20 protein-coding genes are annotated in these 23663 nt (G+C 71.2%); 9 read left to right on the forward strand and 11 right to left on the reverse strand.

What is annotated here, in order from left to right:
- Positions 1-110: 110 nt before the first annotated feature.
- The 6 genes from HJD23_RS05270 to HJD23_RS05295 form a co-directional block, all read right to left on the reverse strand.
- On the reverse strand, positions 111-1109 hold the full coding sequence (locus HJD23_RS05270; RefSeq protein ID WP_171109495.1) for a sugar phosphate isomerase/epimerase family protein: 999 nt from the start codon (positions 1107-1109) through the stop codon (positions 111-113).
- 13 nt (positions 1110-1122) lie between these two features.
- Positions 1123-2328 carry a Gfo/Idh/MocA family oxidoreductase gene (locus HJD23_RS05275; RefSeq protein ID WP_171109494.1) on the reverse strand — a complete coding sequence of 402 codons (1206 nt, stop codon included), beginning with the start codon at positions 2326-2328 and terminating at the stop codon, positions 1123-1125.
- A gap of 85 nt (positions 2329-2413) precedes the next feature.
- Complete coding sequence (locus HJD23_RS05280; protein ID WP_171109493.1) at positions 2414-3454, reverse strand: substrate-binding domain-containing protein; 1041 nt, start codon at positions 3452-3454, stop codon at positions 2414-2416.
- 17 nt (positions 3455-3471) lie between these two features.
- Positions 3472-4491: an ABC transporter permease gene (locus HJD23_RS05285; protein ID WP_171109492.1), complete on the reverse strand. Its 1020-nt coding sequence runs from the start codon at positions 4489-4491 to the stop codon at positions 3472-3474.
- Positions 4488-6005 carry a sugar ABC transporter ATP-binding protein gene (locus tag HJD23_RS05290; protein WP_171109491.1) on the reverse strand — a complete coding sequence of 506 codons (1518 nt, stop codon included), beginning with the start codon at positions 6003-6005 and terminating at the stop codon, positions 4488-4490. Before HJD23_RS05290 ends, HJD23_RS05285 begins: the two co-directional genes overlap by 4 nt.
- 88 nt (positions 6006-6093) lie before the next feature.
- Positions 6094-7275: an ROK family transcriptional regulator gene (locus HJD23_RS05295; protein WP_171111551.1), complete on the reverse strand. Its 1182-nt coding sequence runs from the start codon at positions 7273-7275 to the stop codon at positions 6094-6096.
- A gap of 250 nt (positions 7276-7525) precedes the next feature.
- On the opposite strand from HJD23_RS05295, the gene HJD23_RS05300 reads away from it, so the two are divergent.
- The gene (locus HJD23_RS05300; protein WP_171109490.1) at positions 7526-7942 is read left to right on the forward strand and encodes a PaaI family thioesterase; all 417 of its coding nucleotides are present in this window, start codon (positions 7526-7528) and stop codon (positions 7940-7942) included.
- A gap of 121 nt (positions 7943-8063) precedes the next feature.
- Here HJD23_RS05300 and HJD23_RS05305 read toward each other — a convergent pair whose 3' ends face one another.
- From HJD23_RS05305 to HJD23_RS05315, 4 genes are all read right to left on the reverse strand, one after another.
- On the reverse strand, positions 8064-8741 hold the full coding sequence (locus HJD23_RS05305) for a GntR family transcriptional regulator (protein WP_171109489.1): 678 nt from the start codon (positions 8739-8741) through the stop codon (positions 8064-8066).
- Between the two features lie 198 nt (positions 8742-8939).
- Complete coding sequence (locus HJD23_RS05310; protein WP_171109488.1) at positions 8940-9878, reverse strand: beta-ketoacyl-ACP synthase III; 939 nt, start codon at positions 9876-9878, stop codon at positions 8940-8942.
- A gap of 155 nt (positions 9879-10033) precedes the next feature.
- On the reverse strand, positions 10034-10168 hold the full coding sequence (locus HJD23_RS44670; protein WP_256361597.1) for a hypothetical protein: 135 nt from the start codon (positions 10166-10168) through the stop codon (positions 10034-10036).
- Positions 10137-11471 carry an OFA family MFS transporter gene (locus HJD23_RS05315; protein ID WP_171133988.1) on the reverse strand — a complete coding sequence of 445 codons (1335 nt, stop codon included), beginning with the start codon at positions 11469-11471 and terminating at the stop codon, positions 10137-10139. Before HJD23_RS05315 ends, HJD23_RS44670 begins: the two co-directional genes overlap by 32 nt.
- 202 nt (positions 11472-11673) lie before the next feature.
- Here HJD23_RS05315 and HJD23_RS05320 point away from each other — a divergent pair, with 202 nt between their 5' ends.
- The 7 genes from HJD23_RS05320 (at position 11674) to HJD23_RS05350 (ending at position 21526) form a co-directional block, all read left to right on the forward strand.
- Positions 11674-12645, forward strand: a complete 972-nt coding sequence (locus HJD23_RS05320; protein WP_171109486.1) for a 2-dehydropantoate 2-reductase — start codon at positions 11674-11676, stop codon at positions 12643-12645.
- A complete protein-coding gene (locus HJD23_RS05325) occupies positions 12642-14561 on the forward strand; it encodes a molybdopterin-dependent oxidoreductase (RefSeq protein WP_171109485.1) in 1920 nt (639 codons plus the stop codon). Before HJD23_RS05320 ends, HJD23_RS05325 begins: the two co-directional genes overlap by 4 nt.
- Positions 14562-14567: 6 nt before the next feature.
- A complete protein-coding gene (locus HJD23_RS05330; protein ID WP_171109484.1) occupies positions 14568-16382 on the forward strand; it encodes an NADH-ubiquinone oxidoreductase-F iron-sulfur binding region domain-containing protein in 1815 nt (604 codons plus the stop codon).
- A complete protein-coding gene (locus tag HJD23_RS05335; protein WP_171109483.1) occupies positions 16379-17239 on the forward strand; it encodes a 2Fe-2S iron-sulfur cluster-binding protein in 861 nt (286 codons plus the stop codon). Before HJD23_RS05330 ends, HJD23_RS05335 begins: the two co-directional genes overlap by 4 nt.
- A 7-nt stretch (positions 17240-17246) precedes the next feature.
- Positions 17247-18095 carry a formate dehydrogenase accessory sulfurtransferase FdhD gene (gene fdhD, locus HJD23_RS05340; RefSeq protein WP_171109482.1) on the forward strand — a complete coding sequence of 283 codons (849 nt, stop codon included), beginning with the start codon at positions 17247-17249 and terminating at the stop codon, positions 18093-18095.
- A 315-nt stretch (positions 18096-18410) separates the two neighbouring features.
- On the forward strand, positions 18411-20288 hold the full coding sequence (locus HJD23_RS05345) for a sialidase family protein (protein ID WP_171109481.1): 1878 nt from the start codon (positions 18411-18413) through the stop codon (positions 20286-20288).
- Between the two features lie 11 nt (positions 20289-20299).
- On the forward strand, positions 20300-21526 hold the full coding sequence (locus HJD23_RS05350) for a DUF4185 domain-containing protein (RefSeq protein WP_171109480.1): 1227 nt from the start codon (positions 20300-20302) through the stop codon (positions 21524-21526).
- On the opposite strand, the gene HJD23_RS05355 is transcribed toward HJD23_RS05350, so the two are convergent.
- The gene (locus HJD23_RS05355) at positions 21462-22475 is read right to left on the reverse strand and encodes a bile acid:sodium symporter family protein (protein WP_171111549.1); all 1014 of its coding nucleotides are present in this window, start codon (positions 22473-22475) and stop codon (positions 21462-21464) included. The genes HJD23_RS05350 and HJD23_RS05355 overlap by 65 nt on opposite strands.
- A 186-nt stretch (positions 22476-22661) precedes the next feature.
- Here HJD23_RS05355 and HJD23_RS05360 point away from each other — a divergent pair, with 186 nt between their 5' ends.
- Positions 22662-23525 carry a LysR substrate-binding domain-containing protein gene (locus HJD23_RS05360; protein ID WP_171109479.1) on the forward strand — a complete coding sequence of 288 codons (864 nt, stop codon included), beginning with the start codon at positions 22662-22664 and terminating at the stop codon, positions 23523-23525.
- The last annotated feature ends 138 nt before the right edge of the window (positions 23526-23663 follow it).

A 23663-nucleotide genomic window follows, 5' to 3' on the forward strand; every position in this document is an offset into this window, starting at 1 on the left:
CGCCGGGGTGCGCCGTCACCCCGGAGGTGTGTGTGTCCTGAACACTTCAGGGAGGGCGGGGACCGGCGGTTGTTCCGGCCCCCGTCCGACCTGAAAGCCGAGTGCGTGGTTCAGTGGTTGAACGCGGCGTCGAAGGACGCGCTGGGCGGCTCGTAGTCGAAGGCCTTCAGGCGGGTCAGGGCCTCAGGAGCGCCCTGGAGCCGGTCCATGCCGGCGTCCTCCCACTCGACGGAGATGGGGCCCCGGTAGTCGATGGAGCGCAGCATCCGGAAGACGTCCTCCCAGGGCACGTCGCCGTGTCCGGCGGAGACGAAGTCCCAGCCGCGCCGCGGGTCGCCCCAGGGCAGGTGGGAGCCGAGGCGGCCGTTGCGGCCGTCGAGGCGCTTGCGGGCCTCCTTGCAGTCGACGTGGTAGATGCGGTCGCGGAAGTCCCACAGGAAGGCGACCGGGTCGAGGTCCTGCCACACGAAGTGCGACGGGTCGAAGTTCAGCCCGAAGGCGGGACGGTGGTCGACCGCCTCCAGCGCGCGCCGGGTGGTCCAGTAGTCGTAGGCGATCTCACTCGGATGCACCTCGTGCGCGAATCGCACGCCCTCGGTGTCGAAGACGTCCAGGATCGGGTTCCAGCGTTCGGCGAAGTCCTCGTAGCCGCGCTCGATCATCGACTCGGGGGCGGGCGGGAACATCGCGACCAGGTGCCAGATGGCGGAGCCGGTGAAGCCGATGACGGTGTCGACGCCGAAGGCGGCCGCGGCGCGCGCTGTGTCCTTGATCTCGGCGGCGGCGCGCTGTCGTACGCCTTCCGCGTCCCCGTCGCCCCAGATCCGTGCCGGCAGGATGGCCTGGTGCCGTTCGTCGATGATGGCGTCGCAGACGGCCTGGCCGACCAGGTGGTTGGAGATGGCCCAGCACTTCAGGCCGTACTTGTCGAGGAGCTGATGCCGCGACTCGATGTAGGAGGGATCGTTCAGCGCCTTGTCGACCTCGAAGTGGTCGCCCCAGCAGGCGAGTTCGAGTCCGTCGTAGCCGAAGTCGCGGGCCAGGCGGCAGACCTCTTCGAGGGGGAGGTCGGCCCACTGGCCGGTGAAGAGCGTGAAGGTGCGGGGCATGGCCAAAGCCTCCTCAGACCGCGATCGGGGTGTAGACGGAGTTCTTCTCGGCGCTCTCCTCCACCGCCGCGAGGACGCGCTGCACCTGCAGCCCGTCCGCGAAGGAGGGGTCGGGGCGGCGGCCCTCGGCGACCGCGTGGACCAGGTCGCGGGCCTGGTGGACGAAGGTGTGCTCGTAGCCGAGGCCGTGGCCGGGCGGCCACCAGGCGTCGAGGTAGGGGTGGTCGGGCTCGGTGACGAGGATGCGGCGGAAGCCGGAGCGGACGTCGGGCTCGGTGCCGTCGTGGTACCAGAGCTCGTTGAGCCGCTCCAGGTCGAAGGCCAGCGAGCCGCGCTCGCCGTTGAGTTCGATGCGCAGGGCGTTCTTGCGGCCGGTGGCGTACCGGGTGGCCTCGAAGGAGGCGAGGGCGCCGGAGGTGAAGCGGGCGGTGAACAGGGCGGCGTCGTCGACGGTGACCTGCCCGGTGCCGCCCGCCGAGACCGCGCCCAGTCCCCGCACGGCACCGGCGAGCGGCCGTTCCCGTACGAAGGTCTCCGTGAGCGCCGACACCCCCGCGAGCTGCTCCCCCGCCAGGTACTGCGCCAGGTCGACGATGTGCGCACCGAGGTCGCCGAGTGAGCCGGAGCCGGCCCGTTCCTTGCGCAGCCGCCAGGTCAGCGGGGCCTGCGGGTCGACCAGCCAGTCCTGGAGGTACGACACCCTGACGTGCCGCAGGGTGCCGACGCGGCCCTCGGCGACCATCCGCCGGGCCAGCGCGGTGGCGGGCATCCGGCGGTAGTTGAAGCCGACCATCGCCAACTGGCCGCGTTCGTAGGCCGATTCGGCCGCCGTCGCCATCGTCTCGGCCTCCTCGACGGTGTTCGCGAGGGGCTTCTCGCACAGGACGTGCTTGCCGGCGGCCAGCGCGGCGAGCGCGATCTCGGCGTGACTGTCGCCGGGGGTGCAGATGTCGACCAGGTCGACGTCGTCCCGGGTGATCAGCGCCCGCCAGTCGGTCTCGGCCGCCGCCCAGCCGTGCCGTTCGGCCGCCGCGCGCACGGCCGTCTCGTCCCGTCCGCAGATCGCGGCGAGCACGGGCTGCCGGGGCAGGTCGAAGACGCGGCCCACGGTGCGCCAGCCCTGGGAGTGGGCGGCGCCCATGAAGGCGTAGCCGACCATGCCGACGCGCAGCGGGGGCTTCTCGGACGCGGTCCCTTCGGGCGCTTGCGGCTGTGCCATACGGATGTCCTCTCGTCGTCATGGCGAGGTGGGGGGTGGGGACCTGACCGGTTTCCGTGAGGTCAGGCCCGTCGAGCGGGGCGCCTCACTCGAAGCCGGTGGACATGTACTGGTCGACGTTGGTCTTGTCGACGACGGCCGAGTAGAGCGTGATCGACGCCGGGATCTCGTACTCCGCGAGGCCGCCGATGCCCTTGGCCTGGCCGAGGGCGCGGGCGAGGTCGATGGCGGAGGCGGCCATGGTGGGCGGGTAGAGGACGGTCGCCTTCAGCACGCCGTCGTCCTGTTTGATCGCCTGGAAGGCGGAGAGCGCGCCCGCGCCGCCGACCATCAGGAAGTCGTCCCGCCCGGCCTGTTCGATGGCGCGCAGCGCGCCCACGCCCTGGTCGTCGTCGTGGTTCCACAGCGCGTCGAACTGCGACTGCGCCTGGAGCAGCTGGGCCATCTTGGCCTGCCCGGACTCGACGGTGAACTCGGCGGCCTGGCGGGCCACCTTGCGGATGTTCGGGTAGTTCTTCAGCGCGTCGTCGAAGCCCTGGGTGCGCTGCTGGGTCAGCTCCAGGTTGTCCAGCCCGGCCAGTTCGATGACCCGGGCATTGGGCTTGTCCTTGAGCTGCTCGCCGATGTAGTGGCCGGCGTTGAGGCCCATGCCGTAGTTGTCGCCGCCGATCCAGCAGCGGTACGCCTGCGGGGTGTTGAAGATCCGGTCCAGGTTGATCACCGGGATCCCGGCCCGCATCGCCTTGAGCCCGACCTGGGTGAGCGCCTTGCCGTCGGCGGGCAGGATGACCAGGACGTCGACCTTCTTGTTGATCAGGGTCTCGATCTGGCCGATCTGCGCGGCGGTGTCGTTGGAGCCCTCGGTGATCTCCAGCGTCACGTCCTGGTACTTCTCGGCGCGGCTCTTGGCGTTCTCGTTGATCGCGTTGAGCCAGCCGTGGTCGGCCTGCGGTCCGGCGAAGCCGATGGTGACCTGCTTGCCGGGCTGGTCGTCGGCGGCGGGCTGGTTGTCGGCGGCCTGGCCGCCGTCGCCGGACTCGTTACTCGTGCAACCTGCGAGGAGGACACCGGCCGAGACGGCGGCGGTCCCGAAGAGCAGTCCTCTGCGCGTGGGGAGTTGTGTCATGGCGGTGAACCCTTTCCTCAGGTCGTGCTCGCGGTACGGCGCTGGACCAGCACGGCGGCGACGATGATCGCGCCCTTGGCGATCTGCTGGACGTCGCTCTGCAGGTTGTTCAGGGCGAAAATGTTGGTGATCGTGGTGAAGATCAGGACGCCGAGCACGGAGCCGACGATGGTGCCGCGGCCGCCGCTGAGCAGCGTGCCGCCGATGATCGCGGCCGCGATGGCGTCGAGTTCGTACAGGTTGCCGTTGGTGTTCTGACCGGAGCCGGACAGGATGATCAGCAGGAACGCGGCGATACCGCAGCACAGCCCGGAGAGCAGGTACAGGTACAGCCGCTGGCGGCGTACGTCGATACCGGCCAGCCGAGCCGCCTCCGCGTTGCCGCCGACGGCGACGGTGCGGCGCCCGAAGGTGGTGCGGTTCAGCAGCAGCCAGCCGATGATCGTGACGACGGCGAAGACGAGGACGAGCGGCGGGACGCCGAGCACGTACGCGTCGCGCTCGCCCAGGTCGAGGATGCCGTCCACCGTCACGATCTGCGTCCTGCCGTCGGTGATCTGCAACGCCAGTCCGCGCGCCGACGCCAGCATGGCGAGGGTGGCGATGAACGGGACCATCCCGCCGTACGCGACGAGGAGTCCGTTGACCAGGCCGCAGCCCAGGCCGACGAGCACCGAGGTGAAGAGGATGCCGCCGAAGCCGTACTCCTGGGTGGCGACGGTGGTCGCCCAGACCGAGGCGAGGGCGACGATCGCGCCGACGGAGAGGTCGATGCCGCCGGAGGTGATGACGAAGGTCATACCGACGGTGACGACACCGATCACGGAGGCCTGGGTGAGGACGAGTTGGAGGTTGCGGGTGTCGAGGAACTCGTCCGGCTTGGTGATGCCGCCGATGACGACGAGGGCGGCGAGCACGCCGAGCAGGGACAGGGTGCGGACGTCGGCGCGGGCCATCAGGCCGCGCCAGGCGGGGGGTTGAACGGCCGACGGCACCTTGTCGGTGCTGCCCCGCGGCGGGGACACGGGCTGCGTCATGACGCCGGGCTTCCTTCCATCACGAGGTCGAGTACGCGGTGTTCGTCCAGCTCTTGGGCGGGCGCGGTGTGTACGACCCGGCCCTCGCGCAGCACCAGCACGCGGTCGGCGAGGCCGAGCACCTCGGGCACCTCGCTGGAGACCAGCAGCACCGCGAGGCCTTCGTCGGCGAGGCGCCGGACGACCGCGTACAGCTCGGCGCGGGCGCCGACGTCGACGCCCCGGGTGGGCTCGTCGAGCAGCAGGACGCGGCAGCCGCGCAGCAGCCAGCGGGCGAGGACGGCCTTTTGCTGGTTGCCGCCGGAGAGGGTGCGGATCGGCACCGAGGGGTTGTCGGGCCGCAGCGACAACTCGCGGGTCGCGGCGCGCGCGGCGCCCAGTTCGGCGCCTCGGTCGATCCAACCCGCCTTCGAGAAGCGGGACATGGAGGAGATCGAGACGTTGCGGGTGACCGACTCCAGCATCAGCAGGGCCTGTGCCTTGCGTTCCTCGGGGGCGAGCCCGAGTCCGGCACGGACGGCGGCGCGGACACTGCCGGGCTTCAAAGGCCGCCCGGCGACGACGACTTGACCGGCGGTGGGCTTGCGGGCGCCGTAGATCGTCTCCAGGATCTCGGAGCGTCCGGAGCCGACGAGTCCCGCGAGGCCGACGATCTCGCCGGGCCGGACCGTCAGGTCGAAGGGCTCGAACTCGCCGTCCCGGGCCAGTCCCCGCACCTGAAGCAGCGGCTCCCCCTGCCCCGGCGCAGCGGGCCGCTCGGGGAAGACGTACTCGACGTTGCGGCCGGTCATCAGCGCCACGACGTCGCGCGTCGGCGTCGACTTCGCGGGCAGCCCGCCCGCCACCGCCCGGCCGTCCTTGAGCACGGTCACCCGGTCGCCGATCCGGCGGATCTCCTCCAGGCGGTGCGAGATGTAGACGACGGCGACGCCGTCGGCGGTGAGGTCGCCGACGATCCGGAAGAGGTTGTCGACCTCGTCGGGGTCGAGGGCGGCGGACGGTTCGTCCATCACGATCAGCCGTACGTCGTGGGAGAGCGCGCGGGCCATGGAGACGATCTGCTGCTGGGCGGCCGACAGCTCGCCGACGAGACGCCCGGGGTCGATCTCCGGATGCCCGAGCCGCTTCAGCAGATGGGCTGTCGACTCCTTCGCCGTCCTGCGTCGTACGACGAACCCGGCGGCCGTGGGTTCATGGCCGAGGTGGACGTTCTCGGCGACCGACAGGTGCTCCACCAGGTCGAGTTCCTGGTAGATGGTGGCGATGCCGAGGCGCATCGCGGCGATCGGCGAGCGCAGGGTGACCGGTTCGCCGCGCCAGTGGATGGTGCCGGTGTCGGGCTGGTGGGCGCCGGCCAGGACCTTGATCAGGGTGGACTTCCCGGCGCCGTTCTGGCCGAGCAGGCAGTGCACTTCACCGGCCTGGACGTCGAGGTCGACGCCGTCCAGGGCGCGGACGCCGGGGAACGACTTGGTGATGCCGGACATGCTGAGCAGCGGTGGTTCAGGTGCCATGTGGGTTCCCCTTGGCTGGCGTGCGGGGGCCGGTTTCAGGGCAGGGCGAAGCAGGGCGCTGTGCTGGTGGTGCCGGAGCAGGAGGTGATTACGCGGGTGAGAACAGGTGGTCGCTGATCAGCCGGGCCGCGCCGATGACTCCGGCGGTGGGGCCCAGCTCGCCCAGGACGATGGGCAGGTTGCCGGTCGCCAGCGGCAGCGACTGGCGGTAGACCTGCGTGCGGATCGCGGCGAGCAGGGTGTGGCCGAGGCCGGTCACCCCGCCGCCGATCACCACCAGGCCGGGGTTGAAGAAGCTGACCAGGCCGGCGATGACCTGGCCGGTGCGGTTGCCGCCCTCGCGGATCAGTTCGAGTGCGGTGGCGTCGCCCGCGGCGGCCGCGGCGGCGACGTCGACGGCGGTGAGGGTGCCGTTCGTCTCCAGGCGTGCCGCCAGCTCGGCCGACTGGCCCTGCTGGGCGGCCTCCAGCGCGTCGCGGGCGAGGGCCGCGCCGCTGAAGTGGGCCTCCAGGCAGCCGCGGTTGCCGCAGGCGCACGGACGTCCGTCGGGCACGGCCTGGATGTGCCCGATGTCGCCTGCGGAGCCCGTCGTACCGCGGTGGACCGCGCCGCCGACGACGATGCCGCAGCCGATGCCGGTGCCGATCTTGACGCAGAGGAAGTCGCCCACGGAGCGGGCGACGCCCGCGTGCATCTCCCCCATCGCCATCAGGTTCACGTCGTTGTCGACCATGACCGGGCAGCCGAGTTCCTGACTGAGCGCCTCCCGCACGGGGAAGCCGTCCCAGCCCGGCATGATCGGCGGCGCCACGGGGACGCCCTCGGGGAAGCGGACCGGGCCCGGGACGCCGATGCCGGCGCCGTCGAACCCCTCCGCGAGCCCGGAGGCCCGCAACTTGGCGGCCATGGACAGCACTTGCTCGAAGACCGCGACGGGTCCCTCGCGCACCTCCATCGGCTGGGTGATGTGCCCCAGGATCTCCAGCTCCGCGTTGGTGACCGCGACGTCGATGGAGGTCGCGCCGATGTCGACGCCGAGGAAGCGCAGGTTCGGTGCGAGCCGGATGTTGTGCGAGCGGCGGCCGCCGCGGGAGGCGGCGAGTCCGTCGGCGACGATCAGGCCCGTCTCCAGCAGCCGGTCCACCTCCACGGCCAGCTTGGACCGTGAGAGGTCGACCTGATCGCCCAGCTGGGCCCGGGAGTTCGGCCCGCCGTCGCGCAACAGCTTCAGCAGCCTGGCCTGGTGGGCGTTCGCGGGTCGCGCGGTCATACGTCTCACGAGCCCCTCCCCGCCTCGAATCGGCCATCGCTGTCCGGCTTTCGAGGGGAACGTAGCAGCGGCTGCCGGGAGTGGGAAGAATCTGCGCACGATTTACTGCGGACTTCTTCCACTCGCAGGACAAAGACTGGGCTCGGGCTCAGTGATCAGGGGCATTACCTCGCGGGTAATCGACGCTCGGTCGCTGTTGGCGGAGGCTGGTGACCGTCCGGACTCCCAACCCCACGGAGGTGCTCCCCATATGCCCGACGACTCCGACACGACCACCCCGGACACGCTGCTGGCCGCGGTCCCCTTCGCCGGGGAGCTGGGGCTGACCCTGGAGGAGGCGACGCCCGCGCGGGTGGTGGCCGGCCTCGCGTGGTCGCCGCGGCTGTGCACGGCGGGCGGTGTGCTGCACGGCGGCGCGCTGATGACCCTCGCGGACACGGCGGGCGCGGTGTGCGCCTTCCTCAACCTGCCGCCGGGTGCGGCCACGTCGACGGTCGAGTCCAGCACCCACTTCTTCCGGCCGGTCCGCTCAGGCACCGCCCACGCGGAGGCACGCCCGCTGCACGCGGGGCGGTCCTTCGTCGTCGTGGAGACGGAGGTACGGGACGAGGAGGGCCGCGCGGTGGGGCGAACGGTGCAGACGCAGGCGGTACTGCGGGGTGGGTGAGGCTGCGTGACATCTGAGAGCGCGTGCAGTCTCCGGGGCGCGGGCGGGGCACCGCCGCGCGCCCCAGCACCGCATGCCGGAGGTCATGCGCCCCTGCGCATCCCCCCGCCCCGCACGCCCGCTAAGGGCGTGGCCGTGCGTGGTACGACTTGCGTGTGTGTTCCGTGTGGGCGCGCATGATCTCCGTCGCCCGCTGCTCGTCACGCGCAGTGATCGCGGCGATCAGCTCGCGGTGTTCGATCCAGGACTGCTTGCCGCGCTGCCGGGCGACCGGCGTGTAGTACCAGCGGACCCTGCGGTCCACCTGCGCGGCGAGTTCCGCGAGGACGGCGTTGCCCGCCAGTTCCATGACCTTGGCGTGGAAGCGGGCATTGAGCGCGACCGCGCCGTCCACGTCGTCGGCGGCGACCGCGGCCTCGCCCTCCGCGCACAGCTCCTCCAGGACGGCGACACCGGCGCTGCCCGCATGGGCGGCGGCGAGCCGGGCGGCCTCGGCCTCCAGCAGCGTACGCACCGTCAGGAGCTGGTCGGCCTCCTCCTCCGTCGGCTCGTGCACGAACGCGCCCTGCGCCGGTCGGAGATCGACCCATCCCTCGGTGTTCAGCCGCTGCAACGCCTCGCGCACCGGCTGCCGGGAGACGCCGAGGTGCCCGGCGAGTTCACTCTCGACCAGGTGCTGGCCGGGCTGGAGGGCGCGGGTGGTGATGAGTTCGAGCAGCGCCTCGTAGACGCGGTCGCGCAGCGGGCCGGGACGTTCGAGCTTGGGCACCGCACCGTGCGGCAGTCCTGTCGACAACATCGGTCCCCCTCCTGGGCAGGGCCGTGCACAGCAGACATCAACGCCAGAGCAACCTCGGAGCCGCAAAGCCCTGGAAAAGACAGTATCAATTGCCTTTTGTCTACAGTCTACGGCGCACAACGGCTACCGAATCGGGGAGTTGGACTCGTCACACCTCATGGACACTCGTCACCCCCTCACGGACCACTCGTCACACCCTCACGGACACCGGACGACCTGCCCCGCGTACGACAGGTTCCCGCCGAACCCGAACAGCAGCACCGGATCCCCGGCCGAAATCGCCCCCTGCTCCACCAGCTTGGACAGCGCCAGCGGAATGCTGGCCGCCGAGGTGTTCCCGGACTCGGCGACATCGCGGGCGATGACCGCGTTGACGGCGCCCAGCTTCTCGGCGAGCGGCTCGATGATCCGCAGGTTGGCCTGGTGCAGCACCACCGCGGCGAGGTCCTCCGGCGCGTACCCGGCGCGCTCGCAGGCCTGCCGGGCGAGCGGCGGCAGCTGGGTGGTCGCCCACCGGTAGACGCTCTGCCCCTCCTGAGCGAACCGCGCGGGCGTGCCCTCGATCCGCACCGCGTGCCCCATGTCCGGCACCGACCCCCAGAGCACCGGCCCCACCTCCGGCTGGTCCGAGGCCTCCACGACGGCTGCCCCCGCTCCGTCGCCGACGAGTACGCAGGTCGTCCGGTCGGTCCAGTCGGTGACGTCGGACATCTTGTCGGCGCCGATGACCAGCGCCCGGCTCGCCGCCCCCGCCCGTACGGTGTGGTCGGCGGTGGCGAGGGCGTGGGTGAAACCGGCGCAGACCACGTTGACGTCCATCGCGGCGGGCCGCGGCACGCCGAGCCGTGCCGCGACCCGGGCGGCCATGTTCGGGGAGCGGTCGACCGCCGTCGACGTGGCGACGAGGACCAGGTCGATGTCCCGCGGCGTCAGCCCGGCGGCCGCGAGCGCCTTGGCGGCGGCGTGCGCGGCCAGCTCGTCCACCGGTTCGTCGGGGCCGGCGATGTGCCGGGTGCGGATGCCGACCCGGGATCTGATCCACTCGTCGCTGGTGTCGACCAGGCCCGCCAGGTCGTCGTTGGTGAGTACCTTGGCGGGCTGATAGTGGCCGACGGCGGCGATGCGCGAGCCGTTCATGGGTGGTCCCCTCGTTGCTGCCGGATGCGGGACCCACCAGTCTGGTCAGCGACTCACGAGTAACAGTGCAGGCGAAGGCACAGGAATGGGATCCCGGGCTTGTCGGTTTCCGCAGCCGGTCGAACGTCCGAGCATCCCCGCACCCAGTCGCATCCTCATCCGGTGAACAGTTGTGTCGCCTTCCGTACGAGTTCGTACAGGCCGTACGCGAGCGGTGCGCCCACCCACAGCCACGCGAACGCGATGAGTGGCCGCCGGTCAGGCGGACTCTGGCTGTTGTCGTTCGACATCGACGGCCTCCTGACGGGGTGCGCGGACGTGGTGACGCGGGTGGACGGGGCGGACGAGTTCGTTGGCGACGAAGCCGACGACCAGCAGCCCGATCATGATGGTGAAGGACAGCCCGTACAGGGCCGCGCCGTGCTTGCCCGCCTCCTCCTGCCGGTCGGCGATCCAGTTGACGATCAGCGGCCCGAGCACGCCGGCCGTGGACCAGGCGGTGAGCAGCCGCCCGTGGATCGCGCCGACCTGATAGGTGCCGAAGAGGTCCTTCAGATACGCCGGGATGGTCGCGAAGCCGCCGCCGTAGAAGGAGAGGATCACCAGCGCGCACAGGATGAACAGCGGCTTGGACGAGTCGCCGAACACCGCGATGAGCAGGTACATCAGCGCGCCCACGCCCAGATAGACGCGGTAGATGTTCTTGCGTCCGATCAGGTCCGAGGTCGACGACCAGGCGATACGGCCCGCCATGTTCGCCGCCGAGAGCAGCGCGACGAACCCGGCGGCCGCCGTCACCGAGACCGGTGTCGAGGTGTCCGCGAAGAAGTCCGTGATCATCGGCGCGGCCTTCTCCAGGATCCCGATGCCGGCGGTCACGTTCATGCAGAGCACGACCCACAGACACCAGAACTGCGGTGTGCGCACGGCGCTGTTCGCCGACACCTGCACGCCCTCGACCACGCTCGGCCCCGACGCCACCGGCTTCGCGGCCCGCGGCACCCGCACCAGCAGCACGCCGAGCAGCATGAACACGGCGTACGACAGCCCGTGCACCAGGAAGGCCAGCGCGATCCCGGAGCTGTCGGAGCCGAACGACTCCAGCATCTGCGCCGACCACGGCGAGGCGATCAGCGCACCGCCGCCGAAGCCCATGATGGCGATGCCGGTGGCCATGCCGGGCCGGTCCGGGAACCACTTGATCAGTGTGGAGACCGGCGAGATGTAGCCGATGCCGAGGCCGATCCCGCCGACGAAGCCGTAGCCGAGGACGATCAGCCAGTACTGCTCCGTGGCCGCGCCGAGCGCGGAGAGCAGGAAGCCCGACGAGAAGCACACCAGCGCCACGGTCATCGCCCAGCGCGGCCCCTTGCGCTCCACGAGCGTGCCGCCGAACGCGGCCGACAGGCCGAGCATGACGATGCCGAGCTGGAAGGGCAGCGCACTCTGGGTGCCGCTGAGGCCGAGCGCGGATTCGAGGGGCGGCTTGAACACGCTCCAGGCGTAGGCCTGCCCGATGGAGAGGTGGACGGAGAGCGCGGCGGGCGGCACCAGCCAGCGGCTCCATCCCGGGGGTGCGACGGGGGGACTCATGAGTCCCGGACGGTAGGAAGGATCAAGGGGGTTGAGAAGACGGCGAGTCGACCGTATGCGGTGAGCGGTATCCAAGCTGCGCCGAACGGTCATCGTACGGACCCTTGTCGGCCCAACCTCCATACTGTAGACAATATTTCGTCGACATAAGCCGTACGGCCGTCACCTCCGCGGTATCCCTCAAACCGAACGGAGTGTTCTCGTGAAAGTCGCAGTCCTCGGCGCCGGAGCGATCGGCGCCTACGTCGGTGCCGCGCTCCACCGCGCGGGCGCCGATGTCCACCTCATCGCCCGTGGACCGCATCTCGCGGCCATGAGGCGGCACGGAGTCCAGGTGCTCAGCCCGCGCGGCGACTTCACCGCGCGCCCCGACGCCACCGACGACCCGGCCGAAGTCGGCCCGGTCGACTATGTCTTCCTGGGCCTGAAGGCCAACTCGTACGCGGCGTGCGGGCCGCTGATCGAGCCACTGCTGCACGACACCACGGCGGTGATCGCCGCCCAGAACGGCATCCCCTGGTGGTACTTCCACCGCCACGGCGGTCCCTACGACGGCCACCGCATCGAGAGCGTGGACCCCGGCGGCGCGGTCAGTGCGGTGCTCGCGCCCGACCGGGCCATCGGCTGCGTCGTCTACGCGGCCACCGAACTCGAAGGACCGGGTGTCGTACGGCATCTGGAAGGCACCCGGTTCTCCATCGGCGAGCCCGACCGCAGTGTGTCCGAGCGGTGTTCCGCCTTCAGCGAGGCCATGCGGGCCGGCGGCCTGAAGTGCCCGGTCGAGCCGCAGCTGCGCAACGACATCTGGCTGAAGCTGCTCGGCAACATCTCCTTCAACCCGATCAGCGCGCTGTCCCGCGCGACCATGCGCCAGATGTGTCTGCACGGCGGCACCCGCAAGGTCATCGAGATCATGATGACCGAGACGCTCACCGTCGCCGAGGCCCTCGGCTGTGAGGTCGGCGTCTCCATCGAACGCCGCCTCGCGGGCGCCGAGAAGGTCGGCGACCACCGCACCTCCACGCTCCAGGACCTGGAGCGCGGCAAACCGCTCGAACTCGACGTCCTGCTCGCCGCCGTCGTCGAGTTGGCGGAGATCACCGGCGTCGACGTGCCCACCCTGCGCACCGTGCACGCCATCTCGGACCTGCTCGCGTTGAGGAGCGCCGCATGAGGAAACGTGAACCGAAGACCTACACCAGGCTGACCCACCCCCTCGTCAGGGACTCCCGCGACGAGCCGTTCCGCCCGGCGAGCTGGGACGAGGCCCTGGACCGGGCCGCCCGCGGCCTGCGGCGCAACCGGGACGCGTTCGGCATGTTCTCCTGCGCCCGCGCGACCAACGAGATGAACTACGTCGCCCAGAAGTTCGCCCGCGTGGTCATGGGCACCAACAACGTCGACTCCTGCAACCGCACCTGCCACGCCCCCAGCGTCGCGGGCCTGTCCGCCGCCTTCGGCTCCGGCGGCGGCACCTCCTCGTACGAGGAGATCGAGCACACCGACGTCATCCTGATGTGGGGCTCCAACGCCCGCTTCGCGCACCCGATCTTCTTCCAGCACGTGCTGAAGGGGATCAGGAACGGCGCCCGGATGTACGCCGTCGACCCGCGCCGCACCTCCACCGCCGAGTGGGCGGAGAGCTGGCTCGGTCTCAACGTCGGCACCGACATCCCGATGGCGCACGCGATCGGCCGCGAGATCATCCACGCGGGGCTCGCCAACGAGGCGTTCATCGAGCGGGCGACGACCGGCTTCGAGGAGTACAAGGCGCTCGTCGAGCCGTGGACGCTGTCGCTCGCCGAGAAGGTGACGGGCGTACCGGCCGCCGCCATCAAGGACCTGGCCCACGCCTACGCCCGCGCCGAACGCGCCCAGCTGTGCTGGACCCTCGGCATCACCGAGCACCACAACGGCACCGACAACGTCCGCGCGCTCATCAACCTGTCCCTGCTCACCGGCCACGTCGGCCGCTACGGCGCGGGCCTGCAACCGCTGCGCGGCCAGAACAACGTGCAGGGCGGCGGCGACATGGGCGCCATCCCCAACCGCCTGCCGGGTTTCCAGGACATCCTCGACCCGGACATCCGGCTGAAGTTCGAGTCGGCCTGGGACACCGTCATCCAGCCGCACTACGGACTGAACCTGACGGAGATGTTCGAGGCCATGGAGGAGGGCACCCTCAGGGCCGTCTACTGCATCGGCGAGAACCCGGCCCAGTCGGAGGCGGACAGCGAACAGGCGGTACGACGCCTGAAGGCCCTGGACTTCCTCGTCGTCCAGGACATCTTCCTGACGAAGACCGCCGAGCTGGCGGACGTCGTGCTGCCCGCGACCGCCGGGTGGGCCGAGACCGACGGCACGACGACCAACAGCGAGCGGCGGGTCCAGCGGGTGCGCAAGGCCGTGACGCCGCCCGGCGAGGCCCGCGAGGACATCGACATCATCTGCGACCTGGCGGCACGCCTGGGCCACGACTGGAAGTACGCCGACGCCGAAGCCGTCTGGAACGAGCTGCGCTCGGTCTCGCCGGACCACTACGGGATGACGTACGGCCGCCTGGAGGAGCAGCAGGGCATCCAGTGGCCGTGCCCGAGCACCGAGCGGCTCGAACCCACCTATCTGCACGGCCGGTTGTGGGAGACGGACCCGGCCAAGCGGGGCAGGCTCGCGCCCTTCGGGCTGGTGCAGCACGATCCGCCGGTCGACCTCACCGACGAGGAGTACCCGATCCGGCTCACCACCGGACGCCGGCTCGACTCCTACAACACCGGTGTGCAGAGCGGCAGTTTCGCCTCCCCGCTGCGCCGCGGCGAGTACGTCGAGCTGTGCCCGGAGGACGCCGAGCGGTACGGGGTCGTGGTGGGCGAGGAGGTCCAGGTGACCTCCCGGCGCGGGTCCGTGGTCGCGCCCGTGTGGATCGACCCGGCGCTGCGGCCCGGGCTCGCCTTCATGACCATGCACTTTCCCGACGAGGTGGACACCAACCAGCTGACGATCGAGGCGAACTGCCCGATCGCGGGGACGGCGGAGTTCAAGGCGTCGGCGATCCGGATCGAGAAGCTTCCCGTCGCGACCATCGTGAGGTGAAAGCAAGTGGACCTGCACTTCGGCGACAGCAAACCGACGGACGACGAGCGGGCGGCCGTCGACGCGCTGCTCGGTCCCCCGGAATCCTCCTGGGAGGGCGCCGACCGTTCCGACGCCGACCTGAGGTGGGCGCGCGGCGGGCGGGAGGCCCGGGACCGGCGTGACCTGCTGTTGCCGGGGCTGCACGCGATCAACGACCGGGTCGGCTGGATCAGCGAGGGCGCCCTGGACTACCTGTGCCGACGCCTGACGGTGCCACCGGCGGAGGCGTACGGCGTGGCCACCTTCTACGCGATGTTCTCGGTGACGCCGCGCCCGGCGACCGTGCTCCATGTCTGCACGGACCTGGCGTGCCAGGCGGCGGGGGCGGCGGAGCTGTGCGCGGGCATCGAGGCACGCGGCCCCGCGGTCCACATCGAGCGCAGCCCCTGCCTCGGCCTGTGCGAACGCGCCCCTGCCGCGCTCGCCATCAAGGCGGGGGATCCGGTCCGTACGGCGGTCTCGGCACCGGCGACCGTGGAAGCGGCCGTCCTCGCCGCCACCGCGCCGGATTCCGCACCCGAGGAGCCCCCGGCCGTGCTGGCGGTCCCCCAGGCGGGCAGCGACGACCTGATCCTCCTGCGTCGCGTCGGCGTGGTGGACCCCTCCAGCCTCGACGACTACCGCGCCCACGGCGGCTACACCGCCCTTCGCCGTGCCTTCGAGCTGGGCCCCGCCGGAGTGATCCGCGAGGTCACCGACTCCGGCCTGGTCGGGCGCGGCGGCGCCGCCTTCCCCACCGGCCGCAAGTGGCAGGCCACGGCGTCCCAGCCGGACCATCCGCACTACGTCGTCTGCAACGCCGACGAGTCCGAGCCGGGCACCTTCAAGGACCGGGTGCTGATGGAGGGCGACCCGTACGCGCTGATCGAGTCGATGACCATCGCGGCGTACGCGACCGGCGCGCACCAGGGCTATCTCTATCTGCGCGGCGAGTACCCGCGCGCCCTGCACCGCCTGGAGCACGCCATCGCCCAGGCCCGCGCGCGTGGCCTGCTCGGCGACGACATCCTGGGGCAGGGCTACGCCTTCGACATCGAGATCCGGCGGGGCGCGGGCGCGTACATCTGCGGCGAGGAGACGGCCCTGTTCAACTCGATCGAGGGCTACCGGGGCGAGCCGCGTTCGAAACCGCCCTTCCCCGTGGAGAAGGGCCTGTTCGGCAAGCCCACCGTCGAGAACAACGTCGAGACCCTGGTCAACGTGCTGCCGATCCTGACGATGGGCGCCCCGGCGTACGCGGCGACCGGCACGGCGGCATCGACCGGTCCCAAGCTGTTCTGCGTGTCTGGCAGCGTGGCGCGGCCCGGCATCTACGAGCTGCCGTTCGGCGCGACGCTGGGCGAGCTGCTGGAGCTGGCGGGGGTGCGCGAGGGTCTGCGGGCGGTGCTGCTCGGCGGCGCGGCGGGCGGCTTCGTACGGCCGGACGAGAGGGACATCCCGCTCACCTTCGAAGGCACCCGGGAGGCCGGTACGACGCTCGGCTCCGGGGTCGTGATGGCCTTCGACGACACCGTTGCGCTGCCCCGGCTGCTGCTGCGGATCGCCGAGTTCTTCCGCGACGAGTCGTGCGGGCAGTGCGTGCCGTGCCGGGTCGGGACGGTGCGGCAGGAGGAGGCGCTGCACCGGATCGTCGAGCGCACCGGTGCCGCGGCCGCCGACGACATCGCGCTGCTCAGGGAGGTCGGCCGCGCGATGCGGGACGCCTCGATCTGCGGTCTGGGACAGACCGCGTGGAACGCCGTGGAATCCGCCATCGACCGTCTGGGGGCGTACGAATGACCGCGATACCCCTGGGAGTGCCGCGCCGGCTGGTCGAGTTCACCATCGACGGTCAGGAGGCCAGGGTCCCGGAGGGCTCGACCGTCCTGGACGCCTGCCGGGCCGCCGGAAAGGACATCCCGACCCTCTGTCACGGCGACACCCTCACCCCGAAGAACGCCTGCCGGGTCTGCGTGGTCGAGGTCGAGGGCTCGCGCACCCTGGTCCCGGCCTGCTCCCGCAAGGCGGAACCGGGCATGACCGTGCACACGGACACGGAACGCGCCCGGCACAGCCGCAAGGTCGTCCTGGAACTCCTCGCCTCCTCGGTCGACTTGTCGACCACACCGCAGGTCGCCGGGTGGATCAAGGAGTACGAGGCGAAGCCGGACCGCTTCGGCCCCGACGCGGCCCGCCTCAACGAGGAACCGAAGATCGACAACGACCTCTACGTCCGCGACTACGACAAGTGCATCCTCTGTTACAAGTGCGTCGACGCCTGCGGCGACCAGTGGCAGAACACCTTCGCGATCTCCGTCGCGGGCCGGGGCTTCGACGCCCGGATCGCGGTCGAGCACGACGCCCCGCTCACCGACTCGGCGTGTGTGTACTGCGGGAACTGCATCGAGGTGTGCCCGACGGGGGCGCTGTCGTTCAAGTCGGAGTTCGACATGCGGGCGGCGGGTACGTGGGACGAGTCGCAGCAGACGCAGACCACGACGGTGTGCGCCTACTGCGGAGTGGGCTGCAACCTCACGCTCCATGTGCAGGACAATGAGATCGTCAAGGTCACCTCGCCGCACGACAACCCGGTGACCCACGGCAATCTCTGCATCAAGGGCCGTTTCGGCTACCAGCACGTACAGAACCGGGGCTGATCAGGACATGGGACGAGTCACGGAACGACGCAAGGTGATCCGCGTCCGGGACGGCGCGGTCTCCACCCGCCCGGACACGCTCGTCGCCGAGGAACCCCTGGAGATCCGGCTGAACGGCAAGCCGCTCGCGATCACCATGCGCACCCCCGGCGACGACTTCGCGCTCGCGGCCGGGTTCCTGGTGAGCGAGGGGGTGCTGGCCGAGAGGTCGGACCTGCAGAACATCGTGTACTGCGCGGGCGCGACGGTGGACGGCTCGAACACGTACAACGTGGTGGACGTGAAGACGGCCCCCGGGGTCGCGATCCCGGACATCACCCTCGAACGCAATGTCTACACGACCTCGTCCTGCGGGCTGTGCGGCAAGGCCAGCCTGGACGCGGTGCGCACGACGGCCCGCTGGCCCATCGCCGACACTCCCCCGGTCCGGGTGGAGCCCGAGCTGCTCGCGAGCCTCCCCGACCGGCTGCGCGCGGCCCAGCGGGTCTTCGACCGGACCGGGGGGCTGCACGCGGCGGCGCTGTTCGCCGAGGACGGCGAGCTGCTGGACGTACGGGAGGACGTGGGCCGGCACAACGCGGTCGACAAGCTGGTCGGCCGCGCCCTGCAGAACGGCGGCCTGCCGCTGTCCCGGACGATCCTCCTCGTCTCCGGCCGCGCCTCCTTCGAGCTGGCGCAGAAGGCCGTGATGGCGGGCATCCCGATGCTGGCGGCGGTCTCGGCGCCCTCGTCGCTGGCGGTGGACCTGGCCCAGGAGACCGGGCTGACCCTGGTGGGCTTTCTGCGGGGCAGCTCCATGAACGTGTACGCGGGCGAGGACCGGATCGCCCTGCGGGCCGCGGCCGCCCAGGGCTGACGGTTCCCCGCGGCACGGCGGCGGGGCCCCGACCGGCGGGGAGCGCCCCCTGCGCCGCGGGGCCCCGCCTCAGCAGGCCGCCTTCTCCCATCGCCCGCGGGCGCTCGCAGCTTTCCCTATAACCTGATTTATCATCACCTGATTTGTCGTTGGATCCCCCGAATGATCCCGTGACAACATGTCAGGCCACTGGACCACCACCACCCCTAGTGCCCCCGCACGCTTCTTGCGGTGTGTCGCTGCCGCCAACTACCGTCTGTCGCGCATACGTTGGACGTGGGATGTCCAGATGTTCTGACAAACGAAGGATCATATATGCCGTCAAGGCTCCGCGCACGTCTGAGAACCAGCCTCACCGCGGGCGTCGTCCTGACGGCCGCCGCCGTCCTCCCGGGCCCCGCCCGCGCCCAACCCGCCTCGGCGGCACCGCTCTTCGAGGAGCAGGTCCTCTTCAAGGCCTCACAGGACCCCGGCTACGCCTGCTTCCGGATCCCGGCGGTCGTGCGGACCACGAACGGCACCCTGCTCGCGTTCGCCGAGGGACGGGTCCTCAACTGCGGGGACGCGACCGACATCGACATCGTCCTGAAGCGGTCCACCGACGGCGGCCGTACCTGGGGCCCGATGCAGGTCGTCAACGAGGGCGCCGGCTACACACACGGCAACCCGACCCCGCTCGTCGACCGGGAGACCGGCCGGATCCTGCTGGCGGAGACGTACAACACGGGCCGCGCCGACAGCGAGCACTGTGACGTCCCCTGCGACCGCACCCCCCATCTGCAGTACAGCGACGACGACGGCGTCACCTGGTCCACCCCGCAAGACCTCAGCCCGCAGATCCTGCCCCCGCACTGGAACTCCTGGTACGCCACCGGCCCCGTGCACGGCATCCAGCTCACCCGGGGCGCCCACGCCGGCCGGCTGGTCTTCGGCGTCAACACCGAGGCCTGGGACGGCAACCGGGTCACCGCGAACCACGCCGCCCTCATCCTCAGCGACGACGGCGGCACCACCTGGCGGGTCGGTGCCACCGACTCCTGGCCGCTCGCGGTCGACGGCAGTTTCCGCCAGAAGCCCTCCGAGATCTCCATGACCGAGCGCTCCGACGGCACGATCCTGATCAGCGGCCGCGAGCAGGAGGGCACCGACCTCGGCCACCGCTCCCAGGCCGTCAGCCGCGACGGCGGCCAGAGCTTCGAGGCCCCCTTCAAGACCCTCCCCGACCTCTACGCCCCCCAGGTCCAGGGCGCCGTCCTGCGCCTCGGCGACCGCATCCTGCTGTCCTGCCCGGGCGACCCCGACCGCCGCCGGACCATGATGATCCGCTCCTCCTACGACGGCGGCGAGACCTGGGACAGCGTGGACCGCGGCACGGTCGTCACCCGCGACTGGTCCGGCTACTCCGACCTGGTGCACATCTCCGGCAGCACCGTCGGCCTGATGTACGAGGGCGGCACGGTCGACGCCCGCGACGAGATCCGCTTCGCCCGCTTCAACGAGGAGTGGCTCACGCCCCGCCGCGGCGCCGATCCGACCACACCCGACCGCGCCCTGCTCGCCCCCGAGGCGAACGTCCTGGGTGGCGCATCGACCACCCCCGGCGTGCTCGACCACGCCCTCGCCTTCGACGGCGGCAACGACGCCGTACGCCTGCCGTACCGCGACGAACTCCTGCTCGGCAGCGGGGACTTCACCGCCTCCCTGTGGTTCCGCTACACCGCCGCGAGCGGTGAGCAGCCGCTGCTGTGGATGGGCGGGGTGGGCACCAGCCAGCCGCAGGTCTGGCTGCGCGCCGAGCCCGCGAGCAACCGGGTGCGCGGCCTGATCACCGCCCGGGAGGGCGTGCGGACCGTCAACACGGCCACCGTGCAGGCGCCCGGCGCCCACAACGACGGGCGGTGGCACCATCTCGCGCTGCGCCGCGGCGGCGGACAGCTGACCCTGTTCCTCGACGGCACGGCGGTCAGCGCCGAGGACGTGCCCGGCTCGGTGAGCCGCAACTCGCCGGTCGGGGTGCACATCGGCCAGCGCATGGACAGCCGGGCCTTCTTCACCGGCGCGATCGACGAGGTCCGCGTCTGGGACATGGCCCTGTCCGACGCGGAGATCGACCAGGTCCGCACCAGCCACACCGGCCCCCGGTCCCACAACGTCCTGTGGCTCCCCATGGACCAGGTGACCGCCGCCCGCTAACGTCCCGGAGCGTGCCCGACGAGCGACGAGCACGACAGCGCACGGGAACCGGGGCCGGACTGCTGCTGGCCCTGGTTCTCGCGGCCGTGCTGCTCACCGCCCTCCCGGACGGCGACCGGGAGGGCGGCGGCGTGTGCACGGGCCGTACCGTCGCCTCCTGGTCGGCCGCAGACGCGCTCACCGGCGAGTTCGCCCGCTACGGCGACGACGCCGGCCGCACCGACGACTGGACCGGCGGCGACGGCACCCACTCGCTGAGGCTGCCGGACGGCCGGGTGCTGTGGCTGTTCTCCGACACCTTCCTCGGCCCGGTGCACCCCCCGCCCAACCCGTCCGGCGAGTCGTACGCCTGGCGCGACAGCACCGCCCCGATGGTGCGCAACTCGGCGGTGGTGATGTCCGGGGGCCGCCTGCGCACGACACTCCCGGCGCCCCTCTTCCCCGACCCCGCCCCCGCCCAGTGGCGCTGGCCCGTCGCGGCCCGGGTCGAGCCGCGCTCCCCCGGCTCCGCGGAACAGGTCGTGCGGGTGCTGCTGTGGACGCGGGCGACCGGCCAGTCCCCGTGGATCTACGGGGTGCCGCTCGCCACCGAGGTCGCCACGCTCTCGCTGCCGGAACTGCGGGTCGAGACCATCACCAGGGTGTTCGACCAGCAGTCGGTGCCGGATCCGTCCCGGCGGGTGCTGTTCGGTACGACGCTGGTGGCCGAGGACGGCTGGACGTACGTCTTCGGCGGCGACGACGGGCAGGCCGTGTCCCGCCCGGCCTCGTCGGCGTACGTGGCGCGGGTGCCGGACGGCGGGCTCGCGGATCCGGCCGCCTGGGAGTACTGGAACGGCTCCGCCTGGGTCACCGGGACCCGCCCGGCCGCGGTGCTCGGCGACGAGCGGCGCACCGGGGTGGGCAGCGCGTTCTCAGTGGTGCGGGACGGGGACACGTACGTGCTGTTCACCATGGCGGCGGGCACGGCCGGGCTGAGCACGGTGACGTCGTACTGGGCCTGCTCCCCCACCGGGCCGTGGCACGGCCCGACGCGCGGCTTCAGCCCGCCGCTGCCGTCCGGTGGGGTGGCCGCGTACAACCCGCAGACGCACCCCGCCGTCGGCGGCGGCCGGGGCCTCGTCCTCAGCTACGACGTCAACTGGCTGGAGACCACGGGCGCGGCGGCGGCCGTCAGCCAGAACGTGGCCCGGTACCGACCGCGGTTCGTGACGCTGCGGCTGAAGCCGGTGGAGTGAGCTGCTCGCGCGGATCGCGGGAGCGGCGCTTGGCGATCACCGCGCACACCATCAGCTGCATCTGGTGGAAGAGCATCAGCGGCAGCACGGCCAGCGAGGCCTGCGCGCCGAACAGCACGCTCGCCATGGGCAGCCCGGAGGCCAGCGACTTCTTCGACCCGGCGAACTGGATGGCGATACGGTCCTCCCGGTTGAAGCCGAGGGCCTTGGCGCCGTACCAGGTCAGGGCGAGCATCACGGCGAGCAGCACCGCCTCCACGCCGAGCAGCCCGGCCAGCCGGACGGGGCTGACCTGGTGCCAGACGCCATGGACCATGCCCTCGCTGAACGCGGTGTACACGACGAGGAGGATCGAGCCGCGGTCGACGTATCCGAGGCCCTTCTTGTGGCGGTCGACGAAGGAGCCGATCCAGCGCCGCAGCACCTGCCCGGCCAGGAACGGCACCAGCAGCTGCAGCACGATCTTGATGACCGAGTCGGCCTTGAACCCGCCCGCGCTGCCGCCCAGCAGCGACGCCGCGAGCAGCGGGGTGATGACGATGCCCGCGAGGGAGGAGAAGGAGCCGGCGCAGATCGCGGCGGGCACGTTGCCGCGGGCGATCGAGGTGAACGCGATCGACGACTGGATGGTCGACGGGACCAGGGTGAGGAAGAGCAGGCCGGTCCACAGGGAGTGGGTCAGGAACACCGGGACCAGTCCGCGGGCGGCCAGTCCGAGCAGCGGGAAGACCACGAAGGTGCAGGCCAGCACGGTGACGTGGAGCCGCCAGTGCCTGAGTCCGTCCAGCGCCTCACGGGTGGACAGCCGGGCGCCGTAGAGGAAGAAGAGGAAGGCGATCGCCGCGGTGGAGGCGCCGGAGGCCACGTCGGCGGCCGTACCCCGGGCCGGGAGGAGCGCCGCGAGGCCCACCGTCCCGAGCAACAGCAGGATGTACGGGTCGATCGGCATCCAGGACGGCCAACGCAGGCGTTTCACGGTGCTCCACTTGCTTGAACATGAGGCTTGAACATGAGGCTTGGATCTGAGGGCCGGTACGGGTCACGGGTCCCCGCTCCATCTTGCTCCCTCACCGCTCGATCGTGAATCCGGCATACCACTCTGACTGTCATCACGAATCGCGATAGCCTGGTGCTTGTGTACGACCCCTCCCACCTGCGCACCTTCCTGGCCGTCGCCCAGACGCTGAGCTTCACGCAGGCCGCGCGGCGGCTCGGGCTGCGCCAGTCGACGGTCAGCCAGCACGTACGGCGGCTGGAGGACGCCACCGGACGCCAGCTGTTCAGCCGGGACACGCACTCCGTGGAGCTGACGGAGGACGGCGAGGCGATGCTCGGTTTCGCGCGCCGGATCCTGGAGGTGCACGAGCAGGCCACGGCGTTCTTCACCGGCACCCGGCTGCGCGGCCGGCTCCGCTTCGGCGCCTCGGAGGACTTCGTGCTCACCCGGCTCCCGGAGATCCTGGAGGGCTTCCGGCACGACCACCCCGAGGTCGACCTGGAGCTCACGGTCGAACTGTCCGGCACCCTGCACGAGCAGCTCGCGGCCGGAAAACTGGATCTGGTCCTGGCCAAACGGCGCCCCGAGGACCCGCGCGGCGAACTGGTCTGGCACGACCGCCTGGTCTGGATCGGCGCGGAACGCCTCCGCCTCGACCCCGAGCGCCCGGTCCCGCTGATCGTCTATCCCCCGCCGGGCATCACCCGCGCCCTCGCCCTGGAGGCGCTGGAGCGTCAGGGCCGCGAGTGGCGCGTCGCCTGCACCAGCGGCAGCCTCAACGGCCTGGTCGCCGCCGCCCGCGCGGGCCTGGGCGTGATGGCCCACTCCCGGGGCTTCGTCCCGCCGGGCCTGGTCCGCGTCCCGGACCGCTTCGGCCTTCCCGAACTCGGCCAGGTCGACTTCGTCCTGGTCCACGGCCACCGCCGCCCCACCGCCCAGGGCCCGGCGGACGCCCTGGCGACGGCGATCCTGGCGGCGGGCGACCGGCTGCACCGGCGTTAGGGTGACCGGTCGTACAGATTCGGTGGAGATTACGGTGCCGAAACTTACTCCATCGTCAGGAATCTGTCCGACCCTTCCCCATGTGCGCGCATTTTCCCCGCTGACCAGCGCATACCTGAGCCCCACTCCGCTTCCGCA

Source organism: Streptomyces sp. Z423-1, from assembly GCF_013009255.1.
Lineage (GTDB): Bacteria > Actinomycetota > Actinomycetes > Streptomycetales > Streptomycetaceae > Streptomyces > Streptomyces gossypiisoli.